This is a genomic window from Paraburkholderia polaris (assembly GCF_012927345.1).
In the GTDB taxonomy this organism is placed as follows: Bacteria; Pseudomonadota; Gammaproteobacteria; order Burkholderiales; family Burkholderiaceae; genus Paraburkholderia; species Paraburkholderia polaris.
Window position 1 is genome coordinate 53,687 of record NZ_JABBGJ010000003.1, and the last position, 22,869, is coordinate 76,555.

Below are 22,869 nucleotides of genomic sequence, written 5' to 3' on the forward strand. Positions count from 1 at the left end.
ATTCGTTAATCAGGAGATAGGTTATGAGTAAATCCGTGGCCGACGTCGTTCAACTCGTCAAAGACGAAGACGTCAAGTTTGTCGACTTTCGTTTCACCGACACGCGCGGCAAAGAGCAACACGTTTCGGTGCCGGTGTCGGCATTCGATGAAGACAAGTTCGAAAGCGGCCATGCGTTTGACGGTTCGTCGATTGCCGGCTGGAAGGGCATCGAAGCATCGGACATGCTGCTGATCCCGGACGCGAACACCGCCTTCATCGACCCGTTCTACGAAGAGTCGACCCTCGTCTTAACCTGCGACGTCGTCGAACCGGCTGACGGCAAGGGCTACGAGCGCGACCCGCGCTCGCTGGCCAAGCGCGCTGAGGCGTACCTGAAGAGCACGGGTCTGGGCGACACGGCATTCTTCGGTCCGGAACCGGAATTCTTCATTTTCGACTCGATCAAGTTCGGCACCGACCAATCGGGCACGTTCGTCAAGATCGGTTCGGAAGAAGCGCCTTGGTCGTCGGCCATGGACTTCGAAGGCGGCAACACCGGTCACCGTCCGGGCACGAAGGGCGGCTACTTCCCGGTCGCTCCGGTCGACACGTTCCAGGACATCCGTTCGGAAATGTGCCTGTTGCTCGAACAGATCGGCATCCCGGTCGAAGTGCATCACCACGAAGTCGCGGGCCAGGGCCAGAACGAAATCGGCACCAAGTTCTCGACGCTGGTGCAACGCGCCGACTGGCTGCAGCAAATGAAGTACATCATCCACAACGTCGCGCACACGTACGGCAAGACCGCTACGTTCATGCCGAAGCCGGTGGTTGGCGATAACGGTTCGGGCATGCACGTTCACCAGTCGATCTGGAAAGACGGCGCGAACCTGTTCGCAGGCAACGGTTACGCAGGTCTGTCGGAATTCGCGTTGTTCTACATCGGCGGCATCATCAAGCATGCTCGCGCGCTGAACGCGATCACGAACCCGTCGACGAACTCGTACAAGCGCCTCGTGCCGCACTTCGAAGCACCGGTGAAGCTGGCTTACTCGGCTCGCAACCGTTCGGCATCGATCCGCATTCCGCACGTGTCGAACCCGAAGGGCCGCCGTATCGAAACGCGTTTCCCGGATCCGATGGCGAATCCGTACCTGTGCTTCTCCGCGCTGATGATGGCGGGTCTGGACGGCGTGCAGAACAAGATTCATCCGGGCGAAGCTGCCGACAAGAACCTGTACGACCTGCCGCCGGAAGAGGATGCAAAGATCCCGACCGTGTGTGCCGGCCTCGACCAGGCACTGGACGCACTCGACGCAGATCGTGAGTTCCTGACGCGCGGTGGCGTGTTCACGGATTCGATGCTCGACGCGTACATCGAACTGAAGACGGGCGAGCTGCAACGCTATCGTCAGTCGGTGCACCCGATCGAATTCGAAATGTACTACTCGCTGTAAGCGGCAATGGCGCTTCGCCCTTTAAACGGCGAAGCGCTTTGCCCGACGCTCGCGATCGGTCACGAAGGGACGGCGGCGCCGTCCCTTTTTTGTTGGACCCGAATTCGTTTGCGGCGTAGGGCAATGAAGCAGGACAGTAGGCAGGACACCAGGCAGGGCAATAAGCGGTACACCTGATTTATCACCATCTCCTATCGGCCAGACTGCAAGATGGTTCTGAAGAATCTGATGAAGGCAAGGAAAGGGCACGAGCAGACGCTGTCGGACGACGCTCAGCTGGTGAGTTCCGGTTTGCTGCCGGGCTTCGAGGCACTCCCGACGGTCGTGCTGGTGCTCGAAAAGCGCACGCTGCGCGTCGTGTTTGCGAACCCGTCGGCGGAATCGATGCTGGAGCTTTCGCGAAAGCAACTGACGCAGATGGCGTGGCAGGACATTTTCTCGAATGCCGACGAACTGGTCGCGACCATCTCCGCGATCGCTGCTCACCGTTTTCACGCGACGCATCTGGACGCCGTACTCGAGCGCCCGGGCCACGAGCCGCTGCATGTGCATGCGATCGTCGGTTTTCTGGAAAGCGCGCAAGACTATGTGCTGCTCGAACTGTTCGAGAACGAGCGGCATTTACGCAGCGACCGCGAGGAGCGCATCAACGACCTCACGGCGGTCAACAAACAACTGATCCGCAATCTCGCTCACGAGATCAAGAACCCGCTCGGCGGGATTCGCGGCGCGGCGCAACTGCTCGAGTTCGAACTCGGCGAGCGTCAGCGCGACGAGTTGCGCGAGTACACGCAGGTCATCATCAAGGAATCGGACCGGCTGCAAACGCTGGTCGATCGCTTGCTGGAGCCGCACCGTCATCCGCATATCGTCGGCGACGTGAATATTCACGAAGTATGCGAGCGTGTGCGCCAGGTGATTCTCGCGGAGTTTCCGCGCGGACTCACGATCGAGCGCGATTACGACGTGAGCGTGCCGGATCTGCGCGGCGACAAGGAGCAGCTGATCCAGGCGCTGCTGAACATCGTGCGTAATGCTGCCGAAGCATTGCGTGAACGCATTTCGCAAGGCGACGCGCGCATCGAATTGCGCACTCGCATTGCGCGCAAAATTACTGTGTCGAAACGCTTATGTAAGCTGGCACTGGACTTGCATATCACTGACAACGGCCCAGGCATTCCCGAGGAAATCCGTGACCGCATTTTCTATCCGCTCGTGTCGGGGCGCGAGGACGGCAGCGGTCTCGGCCTGACGCTCGCGCAGACTTTCGTGCAACAGCACGACGGGCTGATCGAAGTGGAAAGCCGGCCGGGCCATACCGAGTTTCAGATTCTGCTGCCGCTCGACTGCTAACACCAAACGTCTCATGAGAAAACGCCGGGCCGCCCCAAGTTTTCTCACCCCCCTCGGGGGGCCTGGCGCGAAGCGACAGGTTTGGGGGCGCTCTTAAGACTTCTGACCGACCTATATGAAGCCGATCTGGATAGTAGACGACGATCAATCGATTCGCTGGGTGCTCGAGAAAGCGCTCGCCCGCGAAAACTTCGCGACACGCAGCTTCGCGAACGTACGCGAGGCTTCCGCGGCGCTCGATCACGACAGCCCTCAGGTGCTGGTGTCCGACATCAGGATGCCTGGCGGCTCTGGCCTCGAATTGCTGCAAACCGTTCGTGACAAGGTGCCGGGCTTGCCCGTCATCATCATGACGGCGTTCTCTGACCTGGACAGCGCGGTCGCCGCATTCCAGGGCGGTGCGTTCGAATACCTCGCCAAACCGTTCGACGTCGACAAGGCGGTCGAGTTGATCCGCCGCGCGGTCGACGAAAGCATGCGCGGCGAACAGACGTGGGACGACCGCGTCGCCGATGCACCGGAAATGCTCGGCCAGGCGCCGGCGATGCAGGACATGTTTCGCGCGATCGGCCGGCTGTCGCATTCCTCGGCCACCGTGCTCATTACCGGCGAATCAGGCACCGGGAAGGAACTGGTCGCGCGTGCGTTGCACCGACATAGCCCACGCGCGAACGGTCCCTTCATCGCGCTGAATACAGCGGCAATTCCGAAGGATCTGCTGGAATCCGAATTGTTCGGTCACGAGCGCGGTGCGTTCACCGGCGCGCAGGCCATGCGCCAGGGGCGCTTCGAGCAGGCCGAGAACGGCACGCTGTTTCTCGATGAAATCGGCGACATGCCGTTCGATTTGCAGACACGTCTGTTGCGTGTGCTCTCGGACGGGCAGTTCTATCGCGTCGGTGGCCACAATCCGTTGCGGGCCAACGTGCGCGTGATCGCGGCGACCCACCAGAACCTCGAATCGCGTGTGCGTCAGGGCCTGTTCCGCGAGGACTTGTATCACCGGCTCAATGTGATCCGCTTGCGCCTGCCGGCGTTGCGCGAGCGCAGCGAAGACATTCCGCTGCTCACGCGCCACTTCCTGCAGAAGAGTGCGCGCGATCTGGGCGTGGAGCCGAAACGCGTGTCCGAAGAGGCACTCGCTCATCTGGCATCGCTGCCGTTTCCGGGCAATGTGCGTCAGCTGGAGAACCTCGCCAACTGGCTCACGGTGATGGCGCCGGCGCAGACCATCGAGATCAAGGACTTGCCGCCCGATCTGGGTCCCGCGCAAGCAGGCGTGACCGATCTCGCGGGCGGTGGCAGTGGCGTGATCGGCACGGGTGAAGCAGGCCTTGCCGGCGGCGCGCCGATCAACGGCACCAGCGCGGCCCAGCATCCGGCTACCGCTGCCGGCATGCCGGCAGCGACCACCGTGAGCGCCTGGGAAGGCGGCTTGCGCACCGAAGTCGCGCGGATGCTGCGCGAGAATGCAGCTGATGTGATGGACGAACTCGCGCGCCGTTTCGAAGCGGCGGTGATTCGCGAGGCGCTGGATTTCACGCGCGGACGCAAGGTGGAGGCGGCGGAGCGCCTCGGCATTGGCCGCAATACGATTACGCGCAAGATTCAGGAACTCAATCTCGAGCCCTGAGGTTTGCAGTGTCAGCCGGGGCGGCTTGCCAGCCGCCCCGGCAGTTGTCACGTAGGGTACTTATCCGGCCGCGCGTCAGGCCGCCTCCCGGGCAGCCCCATAAGTCGCCCCATCTGCGCACCTTCAACCGCTCGGGCACGTAGCGTCAAAGGCTCTCGGGCTCACGCAAGGCATAATCGACGCTGTTTTCATTCGACCGCTGACGATGCCCGCTTCTCCCGCTCCTTTCTCCTGGCCGCTTTCCCCCGATCCCTTTGTGTCGCTCGAGGCGCTCGACGACCCCGACGCGCTCGCGTGGGTCGAAGCGCAGAACGCCCGCACGCGCGCCGCATGGTGCAGCAGCGCAGAATTCGAGTCGCTCAAGCAGCGGCTTGCCGACGCTTATCTGCCGCGCGAGCGTCCGGTCATCCCCGATCGTTGGAAGGACTGGGCCTACGACCTGTGGCAGGACGAACGCAATCCCAAGGGCATCTGGCGGCGTACGACCTGGGCGGCCTGGCGCAGTGGCGCGCCCGTCTGGCAGAACCTGCTCGATTTCGACGCGCTCGGTGCGGCCGAAGGCACGCCATGGGTCTGCGCGGAACTCGACATTCTTTATCCGGACGGCGATCGCGCGCTGATCACGTTGTCGCCGGGTGGCTCGGATGCGCTGGTTGTGCGCGAGTTCGACATCGACGCGCAACGTTTTGTCGACGACGGTTTCGTGCTTGCGAAGGCCGGCAAGCACACGGCTTCGTGGATCGATCGGGATACGCTGTATGTCGGCTGGGACAACGGTCGCAAGACACTGACGCGCTCCGGCTATCCGCGCGAAGTGCGGCGCTGGACGCGGGGCAGTGCGCTGGCCGACGCGCCGGTGGTCTTCAAGGGCGCGTTCGGCGACATCGGCGTGGAGGCGCACTATGATCCGGTCGAGCAGCGCCATACGGTGGTGAGCAGCGTCGATTTCTTCGATTCGCATACGTATTACCTCGATAGCGCCGATGGCACCGCAGACGGCGCCCATGCCGCCGATGTGACCCATGCCGTCAACAATGCCCATGCCTGGCAGCAGTACGACGTGCCGTCGCACGTCGCGGTCGGCGGCTGGCAGGGCTGGCTGCTGCTCGAGCCGCGCCTCGATTGGGACTGCAACGGCGTGCGCTATCCGGGCGGCGCGTTGCTGGCGATCCGCGAAGCCGCGTTCTTGCGTGGCGAGCGTGACGTGGTGCCGCTTTTCACGCCGACAGCGCAAACCTCCGCCTGCGAGTGGACGCACACGCGCAATCACCTGATCGTGTCGTACCTGGAGGATGTGCAGAGCAGGGCCTCGCTGTGGATCCCGTCGCAAGCTGCCGATCAAGCCTGGCACTGGCATCAACGCCTCTTTCCGTCGCGTGACGACGTGCAAGCCGACGTCTCACCCGTCGAGCCGACGCTGAACGACGAAGTGTTCGTCGATACTGACGATTATTTGCAGCCGCCTGCGTACTGGCTCACCGATCTTGCCCAGGACGACCTGACCGATTGGGCGTTGCTCGACCGCTGGCCGACTCAATTCGATGCGGCGCCGTTCGCGGTGACCCGTGGGCACGCGGTGTCTGCGGACGGCACGCGGGTGCCGTACACCGTGATTGGACCGCGGGTTGCGCAACAAGCTGCGCAAGGGCAGACGGCGCAGACCGCGCGGCAGACGCATGGTCAAGCGCACGCGCAAACGCACGAGCAAGCGCACGAGCAAACGCACGAGCAAACGCACGAGCAAACGCACGAGCAAACGCACGAGCAAACGCACGAGCAAACGCGCCCATGCCTGCTCAACGGTTACGGCGGTTTCGCGATTCCGCTGCTGCCGGGTTATCTGACCGGGCAGGGCATCGGCTGGTTGGAGCGGGGCGGCGTGTATGTGGTGGCGCATATTCGCGGCGGTGGCGAGTTCGGCACGCAGTGGCATACGGCGGCGCAGGGCGAGCATCGGCAGCGCGCGTTCGACGATTTCATCGCGGTGGCCGAGGCGCTCATCAGCACAGGCGTGACCAGCGCCGCGCAACTCGGCATTCAGGGCGGCAGCAATGGCGGCCTGCTGGTCGCGGCGTGCATGGTGCAGCGGCCCGAGTTGTTCGGCGCAGTGGTGTGCGAGGTGCCGCTGCTCGACATGAGCCGCTATCACCTGCTGCACGCTGGCGCGTCATGGATCGATGAATACGGCGATCCGGACGAGCTCGACGAAGCGCGTGTGCTGGCGGCTTACTCGCCCTATCACCGCGTAAGTGCGGACGTGGCGTATCCGCCCGTGCTGTTCACCACGTCGACTGCGGACGACCGCGTGCACCCCGGACACGCGCGCAAGATGGCCGCGCGCATGCAGGCGCTGGGTGCAGAAAGGGTCTGGTATCGGGAGAACACAGAAGGGGGCCACGGCGGCTCCGATGAGTTGGAGCAGGCCGAGCATGATGCGATGGTGTACGAGTTCTTGTGGCGCTGTTTGAACGGGCCGGCATAGGCCTCGCTCGTCGCGCGTTCAGCCGATCTGTGCGACGACCGGTGCGTGGTCCGACGGCTGCTCCCATTTGCGCGGCACCTTGTCCACGTCACAAGAGGTGCATGCTTCAGCGAGCGTTTTTGACAGCAGAATGTGATCGATACGCAGCCCCGCATTGCGGCGGAACGCCATCATCCGGTAGTCCCACCATGAGTAAATCTTCTCCGGCTGCTCAAACTGACGGAACGCATCGACGAGACCGAGTTCAATCAGCCGCACGAATTCGGCGCGCTCTTCGGGCGACACCAGATTCTGGCCTTCCCATGCTTTCGGATCGTGCACGTCGCGATCTTCCGGCGCGATGTTGTAGTCGCCGAGCAGCGCGAGCTTGGGATATAGCGCCATTTCGCGCGCGATCCAGTCGTGCAGTTCGGCGAGCCAGCGCAGCTTGTAGGCGAATTTATCGGTGCCCGGCGCCTGGCCGTTCGGGAAGTACGCGGAGATGATGCGCACACCCTCGACGGTCGCGGCGATCACGCGTTGCTGAAGGTCTTCATAACCGGGGATATTGCGCACGACGCTGCTTTCGTCGACGTTCAGGCCTTCGCGCACCAGGATGCCGACGCCGTTATAGGTCTTCTGGCCTGCGAACCAGCTCCGGTAGCCTTTCGCTTCGAGTTCGGCGCGGGGGAATTTGTCGTCGGTCAGCTTCAATTCCTGCAGGCACAGCACATCTGTCTGGCTGGTTTCGAGCCAGTCGATGACGTGTTGCAGGCGGACTTTGAGGGAATTGACGTTCCAGGTGGCGATTTTCATGAAATTCTCACATTCTTGCTGGGCAAGGCTTTGTGGGGTGCTAGCCCCGCGTTGTTGCTTTTCTGCTTCAGCGAATACCCGTCTGGCAACCCGGATTCGGGTCGGCAGGATCAGGTTGATTCCGTTAGTCCCGCATCTTATCGCGCGAGACGAGCGACGGTGAAAATTGCCTCGGCGGCGGAGAAAAATAAAAGCGCGATCCCGTCATGCCCCGGCGTATAGTGGGATCACATTTACGCGCATCGGGAATGCATCATGGCTCAGCTTTATCCAGCCCTTTATAAGGACTTCGAAGTGCATCCGCTGGTGTTCTCGCGGCAGTTCGACAAGTTCGACGGCCACAAGCGGCATGCCGAAGGTTACGACGTTGCGGTGCGCGTCTGCCGGCCGGGCGCCATCAGCGGCTCGAAGGCAAGCCGCGTATTTCGTCTCGTGCTGCCATCCACGTTTTCCGATTTTGGCGTCGCGAAACGCAGCGCGAGTCAGTACGGCGCGGACATCATCGACGGCAAAGTGCAAGGCGCGACGGTCGAGGATCTCTGAGTTGCCTGCTCATTTGCTGCTTCACTTGCGGCATGAGTGCGAACACACGCTGCGCGCCTAATCTGAAAACTATTTCATCCGATTGTTTGACGTCTTGCTGACAACCGGATATAATTTTTTTCTCTGACGCGGGGTGGAGCAGTCTGGCAGCTCGTCGGGCTCATAACCCGAAGGTCGTAGGTTCAAATCCTACCCCCGCAACCAAGCATTGTTAAAAGCCCGCTAGCGCAAGCTACGCGGGCTTTTTGACTTCTGGCGTGTCTTCTTATCTCTCATGCATGCGCCAAGCGCGCTTGCATTCACTTCGAATCGATCGCCCATTCCACCGCCGCTTGAGTGTGCAGCGCGGTCGTGTTGATGCGGTGCAGGTCCGCGCGCGTTCGGTGTCATCGGGAATCAGGGTGAAGACGACCCGTTGGACCGTCTGAGGCAACACCGCGGCAGTAACTTCAACTCAAAAGAAAGTCACGCGACGAAAGTTCGTATTGGCACCGAAGGAGAGCATCCCATCCGGGTGATTGTCGAGCACGACGCGCTCACCGTTACGCCGGAGTACGACTACAGGATCGCCGGCAAATACATGGCTAAGCCCGAGGTAGCGGCCTCGCTGCAAAGACGCAGCAAACGGAAACGAACGACACCTACAAACGACAAGCCCAGTCGCGGCCGGGTTTGAGAGATCCGCACTGTCCGCCGTGACCGCGCGGGTGGTTCCGCCGAGACACTTCGCGCTTCAGTCTGTTCAGTTCGGCTTCCGGAATGCGGGGCATGAATCGTCCTTCGACTAAAAACCTGTCAAGTGGATTTTCATCAAATAGCTCATTTTCAGAGTACTCTGAAATAGAGAAAAAATATCCATTGAACTCGTGATCAGGAGTATCATTATGGCTGGATTTTCACCGCTTAACTCAGCCATGAACCCGAAGGACGAACAGTTTTTCAAGGCGTTGGGCGCGCGTATCGCCGGCGCTCGCAGGTCTCACGAACTCACTCAGCAGCAACTCGCCGAGCAGCTTGGCATTGCCCAGCAAACCCTCGCGCACTATGAAGGCGGGCGACTGCGACTGCCCGTCTCACTGCTACCGGAATTGACTAGAACGTTTGGGCTCTCATGCGATGAGCTGCTCGGGCAGAACGTCACCCCCCATGGCAAACGCGGCGCGTCCTCGAAGTTGCAACAGCAGATCGAGGCGATTAGTCAGTTGCCGAAGGCGCGGCAGCGCTTCGTGTCCGAGATGCTTGATACGGTGCTGGCAAAGACCCAGCAGTAAGGAAGGAGATTTGAAGCAGTAGAAGAAGCGCGGGCCGCATGGGCGGCAACCCATGCGGCCCGCTGACCACAACCAGTTCACTTGGAGAACTGACCATGGCTGACGCCAATCTTAATGCATTGCACGCTCATCCCGAGCGTCACGCTACCGTCCAGCAACTCATGCGCTGGCGACCCAGCCCCAAAGAGGGAAGGCCCTGGCGAACACCACGGTTTTTTCCGTGGCTGCGCATCGCCGGCATCTGGCTTGAACAGGCCGGCTTTCCACCCGGACAGCGCGTGAGGATCCAGGTCGAGCACGGCAGACTCGTCATCACGTCAGATTGAACCACTCCACAAACAATAGACCCGGCCGCGGCCGGGTCTATTGTTATTCGATCTCTAACGCATTTAGTGGCTCGTGAACTTCAACTTCGTGGACATCACCATCTGGCCAAACCCAAAGCTGCCAGTTGTCGATTAGCCATCGAGTCGACACATGATAGGGTAAGGTTTCCTTTGGAAACACAACATAGCAGTTGATCCCAGCCTTATAACCACTGATCGTTATTAGGCCGAGTCGATCTGACTTATCAGGGGCCTCGCAGACCATCATTACTACGTGACTTTCGAATGGCTGCCCCGCAGCGAAACGAAGCAATGTGCCTCGCTTCATTTCCGGGTCGGCGCTCTCAATCAGCTTTTTCCAGGTCATCATTTCAATTTAAGGTCGTGTCGTCCCGACGTATCCGCGGGTTTGGTGGGTTGCAAATCAAGCATACTCACTTCTCCCATATGTGCGCCGGTTTTTCCGTTGACTTGCTCGAGGCGCCCATGCTGCGAATCAACAGCATATAAGGTTCCATCGTCTGCCCGATACACATCCCGGCCATTTATGCGACTGAGCTGCGAGTCCTTGGTCCAGCCATTGTCAGTAGCAACAATTTGCGCAGTCTGTTTTACCTGTGCGACTCGCTCTCCGGGCGGCAGATTAACCAGAGACCTTTCAAACGCTTCCGCTTCCGAGAGCGCTTTTGCCTCAGCAGCCGCTCCCTTTCCTGCACCCCTGGTAGCCAGCGCCGCAGCAAGGAACTCCACGCCCGGCCCAACCTGATCGCCCGCCGTACAGGGCAGACGCAACCCATCCGCCGAGATATACCCCGGATCGCCGGGCGAAGCAAACGGGCCGCCGTTCGGCGCATTTGCGATCATCTCGCCTATCGAAACGAGACCGTTCCAAACCCCGGCAGCGGAATTGCTGACAGTATCCACAGCCGAATTTAGCCGTGCTTCCCTGGCCATCACCGTTGCCCGTGCTTCGATTGTAGAGGTCCGCATTGCTCGCCGTGAATGCGCCCGTCGTGCCGCCGATCAGGAACCCGCCCGCACCGGCCACGACATTGGACAGCACGTTACCTGCCATCTGCGCCGCATCGCCACCACCCAGCGCGTCGCGCGTGCCGTTGGCCAGCCGGTTCAGATCGCCCGCCGCCCACGCTGCAATACCCGCACCCGCCGCGCCTTGCGCCGCACTTCCGATGCCTCCACCACCCAGACCCGCTGTAAGCGCGCCTCCCGCAATGTGCATCCCGATCCGGTAAGTCCCACCCTCACGCCAGTTGTTGTAGTCAACCAGCGCGGCGGCCATGCCTTCGGTATCGCCCCGATCCTTCGCAGCCTGGAGCGCAGTAACCGCGTCGTCGCGTTTTCTATCCGCATACGCACCGATGCCTTGCGACACCGTCTGGCCCGCCGCCTGGGCGGCCTGCATCGTGTCAGCCTGCCTGTTGAGGATATCGTTCACGTCCGGCGTTTTCGTAACCGTGCCGTTTGCGTTCGTCGTGTCGCGGCTCAGGCTCGCTACGTCCTGAGTCTGGTGCGCGCCGTCCGTGATGTTGATCGTGCCCGCGCTGACGGCGCTGCGCGTGGTCGCACTCTGCTCGCCGTTGTCGTTCTGCGAAATCATCGGCGATACGCCGGGCTGACCGCTGACCGAGCGCCGGGGCCGGTCGCTTTGCCGGTCACGCCAACGCCCACACATCACCATTACCCCGGACTATGACTACAGGATCGCCGGCAGATACGTGACCGGACCAGAAGCCGAAGCCACGCGGCAAAGACTCAGCAGACGGAAATGAATGACACCTATAACAGCAAACCCGGCCAATGCCGGGTTTGCTGTTTATCATCAACTTAATAACTTCTCGATAATCAAGCCACCCAGGATAGCCAGCACTATCCCCGCAAATATCCAGTAGGTGCGCCGTTCCGATGGACTCATGCGCTTCCATTGATCAGGACTCGGACCTCCGCCAGCTGCCATCACTCCCTCCTACTTGCTTGCGCTTCCCACAGGAACGGAATGTCCCCAAGGCATAACCCCAAACGTCTTTCCTCCGGGTGTACCGATACCAAATTCAAGTGCTGTTCCACCACCATATGCATGAGTTATCGCACCAACTACATTAACTCTAAAGGGTGTTGGGATAGACGCAAAGAATTGATTGCCATCCCCGTTTAAGAACTGATTGGTAGCTTGTGCATCACGTGCCCCCCAAATCCAGCCAACTGTTGCACTGAAACCTGGCGCCCACGATATGGCAGATGGATTGGTTTGCGTGACACCACCCGATAAATATTTTGTGCCATCGTAGAGATTCATCGATCCAGTTCCATTCGCAGATAGAGCACCCGCACTGACGGTCGCATAATTTGGCGATAGAGTTGCTACAAACGGCGTCTCGCTCACCGCTTTCGCCATATCGGCTTGAGCTTGTATGACCTGCTTAAGCTGGGCATCGGTACATGAATTGCCCGCACCACAATACCTGCTCACCAGATTGATTCTGAACGCATCGGCTGCATCGCTCCGTTTGCCGATCGCATTGCTGTCATCGCAGTGAGCGCCGTTGCACGAAGTACTACGGTTGTACAGATCCTCGTTCGCCCCCGCAAACCAGCATTCCTCTCAGTCGGCTATACGCCAGCCTGTATGTTTTCCGATTCATTCTTTTGCTTCATTTTACGGATTGGTAACGCTCCGTAAAATATCGAACACTTGCAAAAAATCAGTCAAAAATTGTGAAAATATCGACAGAAGCAACGTTTATCATCAAATAAGACTCGTCCTATCGAGTGTTATTGGGATATAAAGTAGCTCAAATAGGCAAAAAGAGACCCGCGCACGGGATGGGGCAAGGAACCCAAGCGCCGGTGGAGATATAAACGGGTTAAAGGCTTTACGTTTGTTGGAAATACCATTGGCAATGCGCTTGCGCATGCCTTGTTGAAGCGCCGCTAGCGTAGGCTACGCGGGCTTTTTGACTCCTGGCGTGTCTTCTCATCTCTCATGCATGTGCCTGGCGCGCTTGCATTCAGTCCGATTCGATCGCCCATTCCACCGCCGCTTGTGCATGCAACGCGGTCGTGTCGAACACGGGTAGCACTGAATCTTCCGGCTTGATCAGCAAGGTGATTTCCGTGCAGCCGAGAATCACCGCCTGCGCTCCACGCGCAGCGAGTCCTTCGATCACACGCTGATACACCGCACGCGAGGCGTCATTCACTTTGCCGTGGCACAGCTCGTCGTAGATGATGCGGTGCACATCCGCGCGTTCGGCTTCATCGGGAGTCAGTGTCTCGAGGCCGTAGCGCTCACGTAAGCGCCCCGTGTAAAACGTCTGCTCCATCGTATAGCGTGTACCTAGCAAGCCCACCCGCGTGATTCCCGCGGCGCGCAACGCGTTGCCGGTCGGATCGGCGATGTGCAGGAACGGCACGTCGATCGCCTGTTCGATTGATTCATACACGCGATGCATCGTGTTGGTCGCCAGTATCACTATGTCAGCGCCGCCTCGTTCGAGTTGACGGGCGGCGTCGGCCAACTGTTTGCCAAGCGCGGTCCAGTCGCCGGCGCGCTGGTTGGCCTCGATCTGAGCGAAGTCGAGCGTCAGCATCAGGCTGCGGGCGTTGTGATGGCCGCCGAGACGCGCCTTGGCGTGGCGGTTCAGGAGTTTGTAGTACTCGGTGGATGATTCCCAACTCATTCCGCCAATTACGCCGATGGTTTTCATGGTTTTTCTCCGGTGGTGGACGATGCTGCATGCTATGCGCCGCAGGAGAATGCAGAAGCCAACGCAGAACGCTCAGGCATCGAACTTTCGAAAGTCGAGTATAGGCGGGCGTCAGTGCTCGCAGCCGGTACGGATTCCCGTCTGCTCGCCGGTACGGCGTCTTGTTAAAACGCCCGCACGCACTTTCTGGCGCCGCTAGAATCGACATCAGTCAAAGAGCGGTCAACAGGGAGCGATTCATGGATCTGATCATCCGCCGCGCGATGCTGCCGCCGAGCGCCGCGCCGCAGCAAATGCAGCAGAAGCAGCCGGTCGACATCGGCATCGAAGCGGGCCGCATCGTGGCTGTCGAGCCGAATCTGGCCACCAGCGCGCGCGAAGAAATCGACGCCGCCGGTTCGCTCGTCACGCCGCCATTCGTCGATCCGCATTTCCACATGGACGCGACGCTGTCGTACGGTCTGCCGCGCGTGAACGCGTCGGGCACCTTGCTGGAAGGCATCGCGCTGTGGGGCGAACTGAAGCCGGAGCTCACGCAGGAGGTCTTGATCGAGCGCGCGCTGCAGTACTGCGATTGGGCTGTCGCGCGCGGTCTACTGGCGATTCGCAGTCACGTGGATGTATGTGATCCGCGCTTGCTCGCGGTCGAGGCGCTGGTCGAAGTGAAGCGCCGTGTCGCACCGTATCTCGACTTGCAACTGGTTGCGTTTCCCCAGGACGGCGTCTTGCGCAGCGCCGGCGCATTCGAGAATCTCAAGCGTGCGATTGCGATGGGCGTCGACGTGGTCGGCGGGATTCCGCATTTCGAACGCACGATGGCTGACGGCGCGCAATCTGTGCGCATGTTGTGCGATTTCGCGGCGGAGCAGGGCTTGCGCGTCGACATGCATTGCGACGAATCGGACGATCCGATGTCTCGCCATATCGAAACGCTCGCAGCCGAAACGCACCGGCTCGGCTTGCATGGACGCGTCACCGGCTCGCACCTGACCTCGATGCATTCGATGGACAACTACTACGTCAGCAAGCTCCTGCCGCTGATGCGCGAGTCGGGCGTCGCGGCGATCGCCAATCCGTTGATCAACATCACGCTGCAGGGCCGCAGCGACACGTATCCGAAACGGCGTGGCATGACACGCGTCCCGGAGATGATGGCGGCGGGCATCAACGTCGCGTTCGGTCACGATTGCGTGATGGACCCGTGGTACAGCCTCGGCTCGGGCGACATGCTCGAAGTCGCGCACATGGGCTTGCATGTTGCGCAGATGACGGGCGTCGACGGCATGCATGCGTGCTTCGACGCGGTCACGGTGAATGCCGCGCGTATTCTCGGTCTGGAAGGTTATGGCATCGCGCCGGGTTGTGCTGCCAATCTCGTGCTGCTCGACGCACGCGATCCGGTCGAAGCGATCCGTCTGCGCGCCGCGCGGCTCGCGGTGGTGAGCCGGGGCAAAGTGGTGAGCCGTGCGCCTGCTGCGCGCGCGGCATTGTCGCTCGGAGGGCGTCCCGCGCAGGTGAATTTCAAACTGCATCGCGGTTAGCCGCCGCGCGGCACACGCGGCGGCGTTATCTACAACGTCGCCGAATGCTTCAATGCACGATCAATGCGTCGCGGTAGGCATCATGCCGTCATGCCGCAACGAGGCGATTGCTGGCAATTGCGGGCGGCGTCTTGGGAACTGCCTCGAATGAGTCGTGTGTGACGAGGCGCATTACGCCAGAACCAGATCGGTCGTGCCGCGGATGCGGGAAAGTTATGGCAATTTAGCTCTCCGTTGTCTTAAAAGAGCCTCTCGATTTAATTGTCGAATATCAAAGCGCGCTTTGTTATTTTTTCATTTCAAACCGGTTGGTGATACTACTAATCTATCCGGCGAGATTAAGTTTGCTCTGCTGGAAATCTGGGTGAATGAAATGAAAAGGAATAGCCATGCCTCTCAAAATACGCCATTGCGCTGCGGTTCTGACAGCCGTTTTGCAGATTCCCTGTTTCGCGCAGACTGAAATCCCCATTTCGCCAACTTTGGTTTACCCGAAATCGAACAACGCTGTCGGCCGGTTATCCTTGCGTGCAGGCGATTGGCCGGTTAACTCGCAAGCAGCGAATTGCCGTTCGGGTTGGGTTGATGTCCGTCTTAATCCCACCGGCCCAAATATAATTTCTCGTGGAGTGAATTTTATCGGGGGAGTTCCGCCTTCGGAGACTGTCACCTATGCGGATGTGAGAGTCGTCGCCGGCGAGGTTGCCGCAGTCAAACTGGTCGAACCGGATAAAATGTTCATTCCGCCGTTGCACGAGAATTTCATCAATCTGGCATGGAGTTCATGGGGAGAATGTGGGGCGGTGGCAAAGGGCATTCGCGAAAGGGTCGTGGGTGGAAAAACCGTTCAGGTATCCGGGACGATGATTCTCGAATCGCCCGTGCCCTATTGGATGGTTAATTCAAATCCCTATGTCAATGTCGTCAACGCCGTTCCAAGTGGCGATGCGCACGAGAAACCCAGTTCCACTTGGGGATATTCTCGAATGATATTTTTCCCGGACTTAGGAGGCGTGCCCTCCAGTGCGATATTGATGAAAATCGCACCACGAACTGCATCATGGATAGATCGCGACCTGGATTAGCGAAGGCCTGAATCAATCGAAAAGTACATTCAATGACGCTTGCCGTCACCTGATTTATCCAAAGCACTGACTCTGAATTAAACTCTAGTCAAGGTGTCTCATGTCTAAATTGTATAGTGCAATGCTGGCTGCCATGGTGGCGGCTTCTCCGATTCCGGAAGGCGCACAGGCGCAGTCGAGCACAAGTCCTGTTTATAGCAACCTTACGCCTGGCACCCGTATCACCGGGCGCTTCAATTTAAAAGGCGACATCAACCGTACGAGCGCCAGACCGGTTTGCGACGTGGGGGCTTCTTATTATGGGTGGTCATCCGTGCAGGTAGACAAGGGGGCGACAACCCAGTTGGTTATGGGACGCAGCCTTGTTAATTGGCCCTCAACCGATGAAGTGCCGACCTTTGGGACGTTTTTACCAAGCGAAGGGCAAGTGCGGACGGCAAAACAGATCAAACCCGGCACTATATCCACTCCGCTGGCGAATGGCGCATTCAAGCAGATCGATTGGGAGTCCTGGGATAAATGCGGTGCGGTCGGGAAGGCGGTTCAAGAAGTGAGGTTCAATGGGAAAACGGCGTTGATTCCGGGTACGCTCATTCTGGATCAGCCCGTCCCTTACAGCATGGTGACCAACACCATGTTCTACGATCTCGCCGATGGCCGCAGCGAGCCAGGTGAAAATCCGCAGTCGAAATGGGGTTTTTCCTATCTCTATTTCGTACCTGACAGCAACGCGAGGGCCTATGGGATCGTCCTGATGCAAATTTCTCCCGTTTATACGATGTGGAACAACGAAGGGGGCTTATAGCTCCGCCTGAATTCGCTGCCGGGTCGCGGTTAGCCGCGGCGCGACGCGCGAAACACGCGCTACGCCCGCGAATGACAAAAAGCCGGTGCTTGCTCACGCAAGTCACCGGCTTTTCTATCGGCGTCGGCGCTATCCACACCGCCGCCGACTGCTTCAACTTAAGCTCAATGCGCCGCGGCAGGTGTCATACCGTTGTGCCGCAATAAGGCATCGATATTCGGCTCGCGGCCGCGGAACGCCTTGAACGATTCCATCGCGGGACGGCTGCCGCCCACTTCCAGGATCTCCTTGCGATAACGCATGCCGGTCGCCTGATCGAGCACGCTGCCGCTCGCGGCTTGTGCGGCTTCTTCGAACGCGGCATACGCATCGGCGGACAGCACTTCAGCCCATTTGTAGCTGTAGTAGCCCGCCGCATAACCGCCCGCGAAAATATGGCTGAACGTGTTCGGCCAACGCGAGAACGAAGCTTGCGGAACCACGTGGAAACGCTCGTTGATCTCGCTCGCGAGTTCGGTCGCGTTCTTCGTACCGGATGCATCGAAACCGGTGTGCAGTTGCATGTCGAACATCGAGAACACGATCTGGCGCAACGTGCCGAGACCGCTCTGGAAATTCTTCGCGGCGAGCATCTTGTCGAACAGATCGCGCGGCAGCGGCTTGGCGGTGTCGACGTGCGAAGTCATGTCGCTCAACACGTCCCACTCCCAGCAGAAGTTCTCCATGAATTGCGACGGCAATTCAACCGCGTCCCACTCGACGCCGTTGATGCCCGACACGCCCAGTTCATCGACACGCGTGAGCATGTGATGCAGTCCGTGACCGAACTCGTGGAACAGCGTGATCACTTCATCATGCGTGAAGCAGGCGGGTTTGCCGCCGACCGGTGCCGAGAAGTTGCAGGTCAGATACGCCACCGGCGTTTGCACGCTGCCATGCGTGTGCTTGTGACGGCCACGCGCATCGTCCATCCATGCGCCGCCGCGTTTGCCTTCGCGTGCATACAGATCGAGATAGAACTGGGCGACGAGGCCGCCGTCCTGATTCTCGACGCGGAAAAAGCGCACGTCTGGATGCCAGACGGCCGCTTCGTCGCGGCGGATGCGCACGCCGAACAGCGTTTCGGTGACCTTGAAGAGGCCCTTGAATACGACGTCTTCCGGGAAGTACTGTTTGACTTCGTTCTCGGAGAACGAATAGCGCTTCTGGCGCAGACGTTCAGCGGCGAACGTCATGTCCCACGGCTGCAGGTCGGTCATGCCGAGTTCGTTCGCTGCGAATTCGCGCAGTTCTTTCCAGTCCTGTTCCGCGTGCGGACGCGCGTGCGTGGCGAGGTCTTCGAGGAAGGCCATCACTTGCGCCGGCGACTCGGCCATCTTCGGCGCGAGCGAGACTTCGGCGAAGTTGTTGTAGCCGAGCATGCGCGCTTCTTCCGCGCGCAGTTTCAGTTGTTCGGCGAGTACCGCCGTGTTGTCCCATTCCGGCTTGCCGTTGCCGTATTGCGGACCGAGTTCTGACGCGCGCGTCACATACGCGCGGTACATCGCTTCGCGCATCGCGCGATTTTCCGAGTACTGCATCACCGGGAAATACGACGGGAAGTGCAGCGTGAATTTGTAGCCCGTCTTGCCTTCGCGTTCGGCCGCTTCCTTCGCTGCTTCGATCACGTCTTCGGGCAGGCCGGCCAGTTGCGCCTCATCGCCGGCTTCGACGATATAGGAATACGCGTTGGTCGCATCGAGCACGTGATCCGAAAACGCTTTCGACAAGCCCGCCTGGCGTTCCTGCAATTCGGCGAAATGCGGCTTCTGGTCTTCCGGCAATTCCGCGCCCGACAGGCGGAAATCGCGCAGCGCATTACCGAGGATCTTCTTGCGCTCGCCCGTGAGCGAAGCGAAATCGTCGCTGGCGTTCAGGGCCTTGTACTTCTCGTACAGCGCGAGGTTCTGTCCAACGCTCGCCCAGAATTCGGTGACACGCGGCAGATTTTCGCCATACACGGCGCGCAATTCCGGCGTGTCGGCCACGGCGTTCAGATGGCCGACCACGCTCCAGGCGCGCGACAGCGGTTCGGTGGCGCGCTCGACCGGCTCGACCACGTCGGCCCACGAAGCGGGTGTAATGGGCTGGGCGGCGCGCTCGACAGCGGCGGCCGCATCGGCGAGCAGGACATCGAGGGCGGGCGTGACGTGTTCGGGGCGGATTTCGCCAAAGCGCGGCAGGTCGGAGAAATCGAGGAGCGGATTGTCGTGCTTCGAGGGGGTATTGGACATAAGGCTTCCTGTCTGACGCGGGTGAACGGGTAATCGGTGCATCGACGGGCGCGCGCGATAACGGCCCGATAACACTCCATATGGACATTATTGGGGCAGGGCGCGCCGATTCCAATCCGTCGGCAGACAAATTATCAGATGTCGCGCGACTGTGCGCGGGGGAGCGAATGGAGCACGCGGCTCAGGCAGAGTTCGGTCGGCGGGAATGCGCCACTGGGTTGCTCCCGACTCGCCGCACCCGCTGCGCCGCGGCACTCTGTGCGAAAACGAACGGTGGGAATTGCTGCCATGCCGCATTCTGGGGCGTCGCTACCCGTCAGCGACGCTTTCTGCAAGAGGTATGGATGACCCCGCTTTCGCACGCTCTATCGCGCAACGGCAACAACTTCGACCTTGTGCGCCTGCTCGCCGCCGTTGCCGTCGTGTATGGCCACTCATATCTGCTGCAAGCGCCGGACGGCACAATGGATTGGGTCCGGAACGCGCTCGGCTTCGACGGTTTCGGCGCGCTCGGCGTCTACGCGTTTTTTCTGTTGAGCGGCATGTTGGTGACCGCCAGTTTTGACCGGCAACGCTCGGTGCCGCGTTTTGCTGCGTTGCGCATTGCACGCCTGTGGCCGGCGGTGGCGGGCGCTTCGCTGGTGACGGTGTTCATCCTCGGGCCGCTGTTTACCACGTTGCCCCTGCGCGATTATTTCGCCTCCGGCATGACGTGGGCCAACCTCGACAACTTCTCCACCATCGTGCTGAAAACCCGCTGGGTGCTGCCCGGCGTGTTCGAGCACAACCGCTTTCCCGTCGATGTCTGCGCGCCGCTGTGGACGCTGCCGGTCGAAGTGCGCTGCTATCTGGTCGTGCTCGTGACCGGCATGCTTGGACTGCTGTCCAGCGCGCGCGGCGTCTTACTGGCGGCAGTGCTCGGTTGCGCCGTGTTCGTCTTTCGCGTGCATTTGCCGCAACTGCAGATCGGCCTGCGCGACTTCAGCGAAACGCCCACCGGCTTTTCGTTCTGGCCGGTGCCGTTTTTCATGCTGGGGATGCTGCTGTACGGCTGGCGCGAACGGATCGACATCGGCGGCCTGACGGCTCTCGCGCTAGTGATGGTGTTTCTGGTGTTCCGCGACACGGCTGGCGCTCAGCCGTTGTTCTATCTGGCTTTTGTTTACGGCGTGCTGTGGGTGGGCACGACGCCGCTGTTGCGGCGCTTCGTGCCGCGCCACGATTACTCGTATGGGATTTATCTGTACGGGTTCATGGTTCAGCAATGCGTCGCGAATATCGCGCCGCAGTTGAGCCATGCGACGGCGGTGCTGATCGCCGCGCCGTTCATCCTGCTGTGCGCGGCGCTGTCGTGGCACTTCGTGGAGCGGCCGGTGCTGACGCTATGCCGCCGGCGTCTGGCGCGGCCACAGACGGCGCTCGCCGCGGGCATCGCGACGGGCGATTCGGCGGCCCATTGAGTCCTGGAGTTGGAGGAGACTGCAAAGCAAAACCGGCGCGCCAGGGCGCCGGTTTCATTTCCAGAAGCCTTTTATCAGGCGTTCGCCGCTTCGCGCTCGGCGGCTTCGATCGTGTTGACGAGCAGCATGGTGATGGTCATCGGACCGACGCCGCCCGGCACCGGCGTGATGTAGCCGGCCACTTCCTTGACACCCGCGAAATCGACATCGCCGCACAGCTTGCCGGCTTCGTCGCGATTCATGCCGACGTCGATCACGGCTGCGCCCGGCTTCACCATGTCCGCCGTGAGAATGTTACGCAGGCCGGTGGCGGCAACCACCACGTCGGCGTTATGTGTATGGGCGGCCAGATCGCGCGTCTTGCTATGGCAGATCGTGACGGTTGCGCCGGCTTCGAGCAGCAGTAGTGCCATCGGCTTGCCGACGATGTTCGAGCGGCCGATCACCACCGCGTTCGCACCTTGCAGCGGAATCTCGTAGGCCGCCAGCATCTTCATCACGCCGTACGGCGTGCACGGGCGGAACAGCGGCCGGCCGGTCATCAATGCGCCGGCATTGGCGACGTGAAAACCGTCGACGTCTTTTTCCGGGGCGATCGCCTCGATCACCTTGTGGCTGTCGATATGCGGCGGCAGCGGCAGTTGCACCAGAATGCCGTGGATACGCGGGTCGCGATTCAGTTCGTCGATGCGCGCCAGAAGGTCAGCTTCCGGCAGATCGGCCGGATAGCGGTCGAACGACGAACCGAGGCCGTTGTCATGGCACGCCTTGACCTTGTTGCGCACATAGACTTCGCTGGCCGGATTGTCGCCGACCAGCACCACGGCGAGGCCCGGCTGATGGCCGCGAGCGGTGAGGGCAGCGGCACGCGTGGCGACTTCGGCGCGCAGGGTCTTGGAAAGGGCTAGGCCGTCGATCAGTTTGGCAGTCATGGTCGGTCGAGATGGGCAGTTTGGAAAGCGGAGCAGGGCGCAGGCGCGCATGTGCGGCACGTGCGATGGCGCTTTTCACCGGAAACGGGTCGGCACATGAAAAGCGCGCGGCGCGAATCAGAGATAAGCAGCGCTGCAAAGTCCGACATTATACCGGCCCGGCATGGCGCGCCACGTGCGCATGGATACCGCGCCGATTCCAACGTGGATCAGCCGCGGACGGCTTGCGCGCCGCCGCGGCCGTCGAGGGACTTATCTCTCTACTGTTGCACCGGCTGCCAGCTATCGTCCGGGTCGAACGATTTAACGGCGGCCGCGGCACGCGTGGTCTGCGGGCCCAGGTTCTTCTGATAGACCTGACCGTCCTGATTGACGATAAAGCTCATCACGCCAGTCTTGCCATACTCGGCCGGCGAGGCGATCAGACCGAACCCTTTGCTCAGCACGCCGTTCTCCACGTAGTTCTGCGCGCCACCCTTCGCGTGAGGACCTTGCGCCGTCAGGATCCGGTAGTGATAGCCGTGATAGGCCTCTTTCGGCAGGGTGCCGTTGGGCATGGTGGCGGCGAGCGGGCCGAGCGGGCTTTCCGTTTCGCCGGGCGCCGCCGCCCAATACAGGCCGTCATGCTGGCCCTGCGTGCTGACGAAGCGCTGTGCGTAGTGCTGGGTCAGGTTGTGATAGTCGTTTTGCGCGTCGAGGTAGGCGAGCGAGGTCAGGATCGCTGCGCGTTCGTTGCGGCCGATGCGGCGTGTCAGCATCTCGTCCTGCGCGGCGGGCGGATCGAAGCGCCAGCCGTGCGCGGCCTGCACGAGCGGAATCGGCAACGTCCAGCCACTGTCGCCGACCGCCAGATGCGCGGTCGCGCGTCCCTTGCTCTTCACAGGGTCCTCGACAATCTGATGCCCTTTCGACCATGCGCCGAGGAACTGGTCGATGTCGTCCTCGCCGATTCCTTCGGAAGGAATGAAGCGATGAAAATCGTTGCCGAGCACGTGTTTGAGCGCATCTTCGTCGTTGCGGGCCAAGGCGTCGACGAATGCATTGGCGGCGGCGTCGGCAGTGGGATAGACCGCTTGCGCGTGTGCGGCGGTTGTGCCGAGCAGCAGTACCGGCGCCACCAGCAGGGTACCGGTCGTGCCGAGGGCGGCGGCGAGTGTCAGAACGTGGGCGCGCAAGGCGCCGCGTGGGAATAAGCGAATCATTAGA

At 60.7% G+C, this 22,869-nt stretch carries 19 protein-coding genes and 1 tRNA gene; 12 read left to right on the forward strand and 8 right to left on the reverse strand.

The features are described 5' to 3' along the window. Positions 1-23 precede the first annotated feature (23 nt). The 4 genes from glnA (at position 24) to HHL24_RS02850 (ending at position 6,907) form a co-directional block, all read left to right on the forward strand. On the forward strand, positions 24-1,439 hold the full coding sequence (glnA, locus tag HHL24_RS02835) for a type I glutamate--ammonia ligase (protein ID WP_169483879.1): 1,416 nt from the start codon (positions 24-26) through the stop codon (positions 1,437-1,439). A 210-nt stretch (positions 1,440-1,649) separates the two neighbouring features. Further along, a complete protein-coding gene (gene glnL / locus HHL24_RS02840) occupies positions 1,650-2,792 on the forward strand; it encodes a nitrogen regulation protein NR(II) (protein ID WP_169483880.1) in 1,143 nt (380 codons plus the stop codon). 115 nt (positions 2,793-2,907) lie between these two features. Then, entirely contained in the window at positions 2,908-4,425 is a 1,518-nt protein-coding gene (gene ntrC, locus HHL24_RS02845; RefSeq protein ID WP_169483881.1) for a nitrogen regulation protein NR(I), read from the forward strand. Positions 4,426-4,630: 205 nt separating this feature from the next. Next, positions 4,631-6,907 (forward strand): prolyl oligopeptidase family serine peptidase, encoded by a 2,277-nt coding sequence (locus tag HHL24_RS02850; RefSeq protein WP_169483882.1) that lies wholly within the window; start codon positions 4,631-4,633, stop codon positions 6,905-6,907. A gap of 18 nt (positions 6,908-6,925) precedes the next feature. Here the strand turns inward: HHL24_RS02850 and xth are convergent, their stop codons facing one another. Further along, positions 6,926-7,702, reverse strand: coding sequence for an exodeoxyribonuclease III (xth, locus tag HHL24_RS02855; RefSeq protein WP_169483883.1), 777 nt, complete (start codon positions 7,700-7,702; stop codon positions 6,926-6,928). 255 nt (positions 7,703-7,957) lie between these two features. Between xth and HHL24_RS02860 the strand changes: the two genes are divergently transcribed. The 4 genes from HHL24_RS02860 to HHL24_RS02875 all read left to right on the forward strand — a co-directional run bounded on the left by HHL24_RS02860 (position 7,958) and on the right by HHL24_RS02875 (position 9,842). Continuing rightward, on the forward strand, positions 7,958-8,245 hold the full coding sequence (locus HHL24_RS02860) for a hypothetical protein (RefSeq protein WP_169483884.1): 288 nt from the start codon (positions 7,958-7,960) through the stop codon (positions 8,243-8,245). 127 nt (positions 8,246-8,372) lie between these two features. Further along, positions 8,373-8,449, forward strand: a tRNA-Met gene (locus HHL24_RS02865). Positions 8,450-9,129: 680 nt separating this feature from the next. Continuing rightward, positions 9,130-9,516 carry a helix-turn-helix domain-containing protein gene (locus HHL24_RS02870; protein WP_169483885.1) on the forward strand — a complete coding sequence of 129 codons (387 nt, stop codon included), beginning with the start codon at positions 9,130-9,132 and terminating at the stop codon, positions 9,514-9,516. A gap of 95 nt (positions 9,517-9,611) precedes the next feature. Then, positions 9,612-9,842 (forward strand): SymE family type I addiction module toxin, encoded by a 231-nt coding sequence (locus tag HHL24_RS02875; RefSeq protein WP_169484086.1) that lies wholly within the window; start codon positions 9,612-9,614, stop codon positions 9,840-9,842. Positions 9,843-9,885: 43 nt separating this feature from the next. On the opposite strand, the gene imm45 is transcribed toward HHL24_RS02875, so the two are convergent. The 4 genes from imm45 to HHL24_RS02895 form a co-directional block, all read right to left on the reverse strand. Next, a complete protein-coding gene (imm45, locus tag HHL24_RS02880; protein WP_169483886.1) occupies positions 9,886-10,212 on the reverse strand; it encodes an Imm45 family immunity protein in 327 nt (108 codons plus the stop codon). Positions 10,213-10,533: 321 nt separating this feature from the next. Next, on the reverse strand, positions 10,534-11,460 hold the full coding sequence (locus tag HHL24_RS43570; RefSeq protein WP_206002690.1) for a hypothetical protein: 927 nt from the start codon (positions 11,458-11,460) through the stop codon (positions 10,534-10,536). 366 nt (positions 11,461-11,826) lie between these two features. After that, positions 11,827-12,255 carry a polymorphic toxin type 22 domain-containing protein gene (locus HHL24_RS02890; protein WP_169484087.1) on the reverse strand — a complete coding sequence of 143 codons (429 nt, stop codon included), beginning with the start codon at positions 12,253-12,255 and terminating at the stop codon, positions 11,827-11,829. A gap of 613 nt (positions 12,256-12,868) precedes the next feature. Continuing rightward, a complete protein-coding gene (locus tag HHL24_RS02895; RefSeq protein ID WP_169483888.1) occupies positions 12,869-13,567 on the reverse strand; it encodes an aspartate/glutamate racemase family protein in 699 nt (232 codons plus the stop codon). A 239-nt stretch (positions 13,568-13,806) separates the two neighbouring features. Between HHL24_RS02895 and HHL24_RS02900 the strand changes: the two genes are divergently transcribed. The 3 genes from HHL24_RS02900 (at position 13,807) to HHL24_RS02910 (ending at position 16,998) form a co-directional block, all read left to right on the forward strand. Beyond that, positions 13,807-15,108 (forward strand): amidohydrolase family protein, encoded by a 1,302-nt coding sequence (locus tag HHL24_RS02900; protein WP_169483889.1) that lies wholly within the window; start codon positions 13,807-13,809, stop codon positions 15,106-15,108. Positions 15,109-15,497: 389 nt separating this feature from the next. Next, positions 15,498-16,193: a hypothetical protein gene (locus tag HHL24_RS02905; protein WP_169483890.1), complete on the forward strand. Its 696-nt coding sequence runs from the start codon at positions 15,498-15,500 to the stop codon at positions 16,191-16,193. Positions 16,194-16,293: 100 nt separating this feature from the next. Then, the gene (locus HHL24_RS02910) at positions 16,294-16,998 is read left to right on the forward strand and encodes a hypothetical protein (protein WP_169483891.1); all 705 of its coding nucleotides are present in this window, start codon (positions 16,294-16,296) and stop codon (positions 16,996-16,998) included. A gap of 164 nt (positions 16,999-17,162) precedes the next feature. On the opposite strand, the gene HHL24_RS02915 is transcribed toward HHL24_RS02910, so the two are convergent. Continuing rightward, on the reverse strand, positions 17,163-19,271 hold the full coding sequence (locus HHL24_RS02915) for a M3 family metallopeptidase (RefSeq protein WP_169483892.1): 2,109 nt from the start codon (positions 19,269-19,271) through the stop codon (positions 17,163-17,165). A 344-nt stretch (positions 19,272-19,615) separates the two neighbouring features. Here HHL24_RS02915 and HHL24_RS02920 point away from each other — a divergent pair, with 344 nt between their 5' ends. Next, positions 19,616-20,731, forward strand: a complete 1,116-nt coding sequence (locus HHL24_RS02920) for an acyltransferase family protein (RefSeq protein ID WP_169483893.1) — start codon at positions 19,616-19,618, stop codon at positions 20,729-20,731. A gap of 74 nt (positions 20,732-20,805) precedes the next feature. Here HHL24_RS02920 and folD read toward each other — a convergent pair whose 3' ends face one another. Next, entirely contained in the window at positions 20,806-21,663 is an 858-nt protein-coding gene (gene folD / locus HHL24_RS02925) for a bifunctional methylenetetrahydrofolate dehydrogenase/methenyltetrahydrofolate cyclohydrolase FolD (RefSeq protein WP_169483894.1), read from the reverse strand. Between the two features lie 260 nt (positions 21,664-21,923). Then, positions 21,924-22,865, reverse strand: coding sequence for a DUF2950 domain-containing protein (locus tag HHL24_RS02930; RefSeq protein ID WP_169483895.1), 942 nt, complete (start codon positions 22,863-22,865; stop codon positions 21,924-21,926). Positions 22,866-22,869 lie beyond the last annotated feature (4 nt).

Excerpts from the sequence above, each read along its gene's own strand:
- HHL24_RS02910 (WP_169483891.1), top strand. The coding sequence starts at position 16,294 with ATGTCTAAATTGTATAGTGCAATGCTGGCTGCCATGGTGGCGGCTTCT.
- HHL24_RS02850 (WP_169483882.1), top strand. The coding sequence starts at position 4,631 with ATGCCCGCTTCTCCCGCTCCTTTCTCCTGGCCGCTTTCCCCCGATCCC.
- HHL24_RS02905 (WP_169483890.1), top strand. The coding sequence starts at position 15,498 with ATGCCTCTCAAAATACGCCATTGCGCTGCGGTTCTGACAGCCGTTTTG.
- glnL (WP_169483880.1), top strand. The coding sequence starts at position 1,650 with ATGGTTCTGAAGAATCTGATGAAGGCAAGGAAAGGGCACGAGCAGACG.
- xth (WP_169483883.1), bottom strand. The coding sequence starts at position 7,702 with ATGAAAATCGCCACCTGGAACGTCAATTCCCTCAAAGTCCGCCTGCAA.
- HHL24_RS02915 (WP_169483892.1), bottom strand. The coding sequence starts at position 19,271 with ATGTCCAATACCCCCTCGAAGCACGACAATCCGCTCCTCGATTTCTCC.
- imm45 (WP_169483886.1), bottom strand. The coding sequence starts at position 10,212 with ATGATGACCTGGAAAAAGCTGATTGAGAGCGCCGACCCGGAAATGAAG.
- glnA (WP_169483879.1), top strand. The coding sequence starts at position 24 with ATGAGTAAATCCGTGGCCGACGTCGTTCAACTCGTCAAAGACGAAGAC.
- ntrC (WP_169483881.1), top strand. The coding sequence starts at position 2,908 with ATGAAGCCGATCTGGATAGTAGACGACGATCAATCGATTCGCTGGGTG.
- HHL24_RS02930 (WP_169483895.1), bottom strand. The coding sequence starts at position 22,865 with ATGATTCGCTTATTCCCACGCGGCGCCTTGCGCGCCCACGTTCTGACA.
- HHL24_RS02890 (WP_169484087.1), bottom strand. The coding sequence starts at position 12,255 with ATGGCGAAAGCGGTGAGCGAGACGCCGTTTGTAGCAACTCTATCGCCA.
- folD (WP_169483894.1), bottom strand. The coding sequence starts at position 21,663 with ATGACTGCCAAACTGATCGACGGCCTAGCCCTTTCCAAGACCCTGCGC.
- HHL24_RS02900 (WP_169483889.1), top strand. The coding sequence starts at position 13,807 with ATGGATCTGATCATCCGCCGCGCGATGCTGCCGCCGAGCGCCGCGCCG.
- HHL24_RS02895 (WP_169483888.1), bottom strand. The coding sequence starts at position 13,567 with ATGAAAACCATCGGCGTAATTGGCGGAATGAGTTGGGAATCATCCACC.
- HHL24_RS02870 (WP_169483885.1), top strand. The coding sequence starts at position 9,130 with ATGGCTGGATTTTCACCGCTTAACTCAGCCATGAACCCGAAGGACGAA.
- HHL24_RS02860 (WP_169483884.1), top strand. The coding sequence starts at position 7,958 with ATGGCTCAGCTTTATCCAGCCCTTTATAAGGACTTCGAAGTGCATCCG.
- HHL24_RS02875 (WP_169484086.1), top strand. The coding sequence starts at position 9,612 with ATGGCTGACGCCAATCTTAATGCATTGCACGCTCATCCCGAGCGTCAC.
- HHL24_RS02920 (WP_169483893.1), top strand. The coding sequence starts at position 19,616 with ATGACCCCGCTTTCGCACGCTCTATCGCGCAACGGCAACAACTTCGAC.
- HHL24_RS43570 (WP_206002690.1), bottom strand. The coding sequence starts at position 11,460 with ATGATTTCGCAGAACGACAACGGCGAGCAGAGTGCGACCACGCGCAGC.